Genomic DNA, 4,335 nt, shown 5'->3' on the forward strand with positions numbered 1-4,335 from the left:
TTATTGCGAAACTAAGCTATATAAAAAAATTTTATTGACTATTGATATAGCTTAATATTATATTATATTTATAAATACAATGGAACAATTATCCAATGAGGGGTGTTGGATAATTATAAAGTCAGGGGGGAGAGTTTTGGTACAAAGCAATATTACTATAATAGTAATTTTCGTAATATATCTAGCTATGATGCTTGCAATAGGTCTTATTGCATATAAAAAGACTAGCAATACAGAAGATTACTTTTTAGGTGGAAGACAATTAGGAAGCTGGGTAGTATCCCTTAGCGCACAAGCATCAGATATGAGTGGATGGATGCTAATGGGACTACCGGGAGCTGCATATATTGCAGGATTAGAAGCAGGATGGATTGCATTAGGATTAACTATAGGGACTTATTTTAACTGGAAACTAGTAGCTAAAAGGCTTAGAAATTATACTGAAGTATGTAATGCAATAACAATTCCGCAATTTTTAGGAAATAGATATAGAGATAATCAAAATATACTGAGAATAGTCAGTTCGTTATTTATATTAATATTTTTCTTAGTATATACTGCATCAGCATTTGTTTCAGGTGGAAAATTATTTTCAACAGTATTTGGAATAGATTACACATTAGCTTTATTGATATGTGCTGTAGTAGTTGTATCGTATACTTTTGCAGGAGGATTCTTTGCAGTATGTTGGACAGATTTAGTTCAAGGGATTTTAATGTTTGTTGCTATAGTTGTTGTTCCTTGTGCTGCTGTAGTTAGTATGGGGGGAGTAGATGCAACAATAGCTAGAATAGAATCAGTTAATGTAAATATGCTAAATCCATTTATAACACTAGATGGAACACATATTGCTATGATAACTGTTATATCATCACTTGCGTGGGGGCTTGGATATTTTGGACAACCACATATATTAGTAAGATTTATGGGGATTGATGATGCAAAAAGTATTAAAAAGTCTAGATTAATAGCTATGGTATGGGTAGTATTCTCTTTAACAGCATCAACTATGGTAGGTTTACTAGGAAGGGTATTTTTAACTGAGGATTTAAGTAATTCTTCTGGGGAAACTGTATACATATTAATGGTTATGAAGATATTCCCGCTTGTTATAGCTGGTGTATTCTTAGCAGCAATACTTGCAGCAGTGATGAGTACAGCTGACTCTCAGCTATTAGTTACAGCTTCGGCGATAACTGAAGATTTTTATAAAGCAAAAATTAGACCACATGCAAGTGACAAAGAATTAATGATAGTAAGTAGACTTACAGTTATGGGAGTATCCATAATAGCTATACTTATAGCATTAAATCCTGATAATACAGTTTTAGGTCTTGTTGAAAATGCATGGGCAGGATTTGGAGCCACATTTGGACCAATTATGTTGTGCTCATTATTCTGGAAAAAAACAACTAGAAATGGAGCGATTGCTGGGATAGTAACAGGTGGAATTGTGACAATAGTTTGGAGAAATTTAGGGGTTATATATGGTGGACTATTTAGTCTATACGAAATAGTTCCTGGATTTATATTATCAGCAATAGCAATTTATTTAGTAAGTAAATTTGGACAAGAACCATCACAAGAAATCCAAGATGAATTTGAAAAGGTTAGAGAATTAAATAGAAATTGTTAATAAAAATAAGTTAATATAATATGAAAGCACAATCTAATGAACTATATAATATATAATTAGATTGTGCTTTTTTGATGTATAATTAAGATATAAGAAAGAATTTTATATGTAATCTAGGGGGGGATTTGTATGAATTTAGAACTTGATAAAAATTTAAAATATGTTTTTATTAAAGAAAAATACTTTGAAGATGTCCTTAAAACACAAGGAAAACTTACAACTATAGAAAAAAACTTTGGACATAAGTATGACAAAAAAAGAATTAAAGTAGTAAATCAAAAAAGTGGTTTAGTAGATGGAAAATTCTATGTAAGCTATAAATGGTGTGAGAGAATAGATTAAATAAAAAAGGATGATAAACTCATCCTTTTTTTATGCAAATTATTCAGTTAAACGACTGCCTTCTAATTTAGAAATAAATTTATGGAATAATTTATTAATCGGTGCCTTTAAGAATATATTTATAACAATTGATAATATAAGGAATATTAATAATACGCTTATATCTCTAGTTAAATTAGGCATATATACTCCTCCAATTGCTTCCCTCATTGCCGAAATACCATAAGTAAATGGCAAGAATGGATATATCATTTGGAAGAACTTTGGAGTTACTTGTATAGGGAATGTACCACCAGAACCAGCTACTTGAAGAACAAGTAAAATTACACCAACGGCTTTTCCTATATTTCCAAATATAGATACCAATGAATATACTATAAAGTTAAATACCGCACTTACAAATAAGGCTATCATCGTAAATAAGAGTGGATTATCCATATGAACCTTAAGTATAAAGATATTTCCAAGACTTACAATCAATGCCTGTATAAGTGCTATTGATAAGAATGTAAGTCCTCTACCTAGATAAACTTGGTAAGGTTTATATTCGTCGTCATCTTCACCTTTAACATGAACTTCTGTAGTTAAAAGTGATGTTAAAAGTAATATACCAACCCAAAGGCAAAGTGTAGTATAAAAAGGTGTCATTGAAGCACCGTAATTAGTCATAGGATATATAGTTTTTTGAACTATATCAACAGGAGATTTCAAGAAATCTACATTGGTCATGACATCATTTTTTAAGAAGTTTATAAGATCTTTTGTATCTTCACTGTTGTTTATTTTGCTTATAGCATCTATGAAATCATTTAATATAGCTTTTGCTTCAGGAATTTTTTCATTTGCAAGAGCTATAGTACCTTCTGCATTTTCTGAAAATCCTGAAAGGCTAGCTAATAAGCTTTTGACTTTAGGTATTTCAGCTTGTGCATTTTTTAATAATTCACCTACATTTTCAGAAACACCTATACCTTGATTAAGAATTTTATTTATAGGATTTTTTATAGTTGAATCATAGTTGTTAACTAAGTTTGATGTAATAGAATTAACATCATTTAGTAATGTAAGCATACTGTTTAATTTTGTTAAAGATGGTTGCTCATTTGCTTCAATTTGAGATTTTACTGTATTTAAAATATTTATTGAAGTTTCAAGCTTACTATTTATTGTATTTAATTTGTTTATAGAATCATTTAAATGTTGTCCATTTGTTATTTGATTTATTTTTGTTAAAAGGCCGACAATATTACTTGAAACATTGTGTAAATTATTTAATTTTGACGTTAAATCGTCTATACGTTGTGGTGCATCTTCATAATTTGAATTTATAGCTTCTATCAATGCTGAAGCACTATTTGCAGCTGAAGCAGATACACTATTTAAAATCTGTAAATCTCTTTTTATTATAGGGCCTAAATCACTTAGATTATTTTGTGTGTTTTGTAAAAATGAGCTTGCATCAGAAGACAAATCAGATGCTGTTGTAATAGTTTTTTCTATTAAAGGCATATTCTTATTTAAGCTATTTATTACACCATTCATTTTTTCTATAGATTTAGAGCCATATTTTACAGTGTTATCAATTGTTGCAAACTTATTTTTAACATCTATCAGAGATGTTTCGATTTTTGTCAACTTTGGCAACTCTTCTTGTAATTTTACACCAGTATCGTTTAGTAAAGTAAATGCTATTTCACCAACAGTTTTTATAAATTCACTATTTACTTGACTTTGAATTGATGAAGCGCCTTTATCAGTTATTTTAGGGGCGATTGCATTTATCTTTTCATTTACCGAGTATATAATTTTAGCTTTTGTTGTTTTTTTAGATAAGATTGATGCTAAATCCTCTGAAAAATTGCTTGGGATTTCGATTGTTGCATAATATTTTCCGTTTTCAAGTCCCTTTTTAGCATAATCTGAATTTACAAATTCCCATCCAAGGGCGTCGTTGTCTTTTAATTTTTTTACTACTTGATCACCTACATTTATGTTTTTATCAGACAAAGTTGTACCTTTATCTTTATTTACTACAGCAATTGGAATATTTCCAGTATTTCCATATGGATCCCAAGATGCATAAATATTAAACCATGCATAAAGTGAAGGTAAAATACAAAGAGCTAATACGACAATTAAAAGAGCAAAATTAGTAAATATATCTTTGATGTCATCATAAAATACTTTAAAAATTTTTGTCATTGTATCCTCCAAGAATATATTTCTGTTTTGTTAACTTATTTATATTTGAATCTCGACTTTGTTAGGGTTTACAATAGTTTTACCCACAAAATAAATTCAATATTAATTTATCTATAGGCTAATAATCCTATTTATGATTATTTTTCATATGTTAA

General features: G+C 29.3%; 3 protein-coding genes. 2 read left to right on the forward strand and 1 reads right to left on the reverse strand.

Annotated features, from left to right (window positions below; all coding sequences use genetic code 11):
• Positions 1–136: 136 nt before the first annotated feature.
• Together putP and RDX53_RS13735 are read left to right on the forward strand one after the other, a co-directional pair.
• A complete protein-coding gene (gene putP, locus RDX53_RS13730; RefSeq protein WP_330593191.1) occupies positions 137–1,636 on the forward strand; it encodes a sodium/proline symporter PutP in 1,500 nt (499 codons plus the stop codon).
• A 129-nt stretch (positions 1,637–1,765) separates the two neighbouring features.
• Positions 1,766–1,978, forward strand: a complete 213-nt coding sequence (locus tag RDX53_RS13735) for a hypothetical protein (RefSeq protein ID WP_295677622.1) — start codon at positions 1,766–1,768, stop codon at positions 1,976–1,978.
• Positions 1,979–2,017: 39 nt separating this feature from the next.
• On the opposite strand, the gene RDX53_RS13740 is transcribed toward RDX53_RS13735, so the two are convergent.
• Positions 2,018–4,180, reverse strand: a complete 2,163-nt coding sequence (locus RDX53_RS13740; RefSeq protein WP_307994345.1) for a YhgE/Pip domain-containing protein — start codon at positions 4,178–4,180, stop codon at positions 2,018–2,020.
• Positions 4,181–4,335: the final 155 nt, after the last annotated feature.

Origin of the sequence: uncultured Intestinibacter sp. (assembly GCF_902468165.1) — a bacterium.
Lineage (GTDB): Bacteria > Bacillota > Clostridia > Peptostreptococcales > Peptostreptococcaceae > Intestinibacter.

Coding starts and splice junctions, on each gene's coding strand:
- RDX53_RS13740 (WP_307994345.1), bottom strand. CDS start 4,180: ATGACAAAAATTTTTAAAGTATTTTATGATGACATCAAAGATATATTT.
- RDX53_RS13735 (WP_295677622.1), top strand. CDS start 1,766: ATGAATTTAGAACTTGATAAAAATTTAAAATATGTTTTTATTAAAGAA.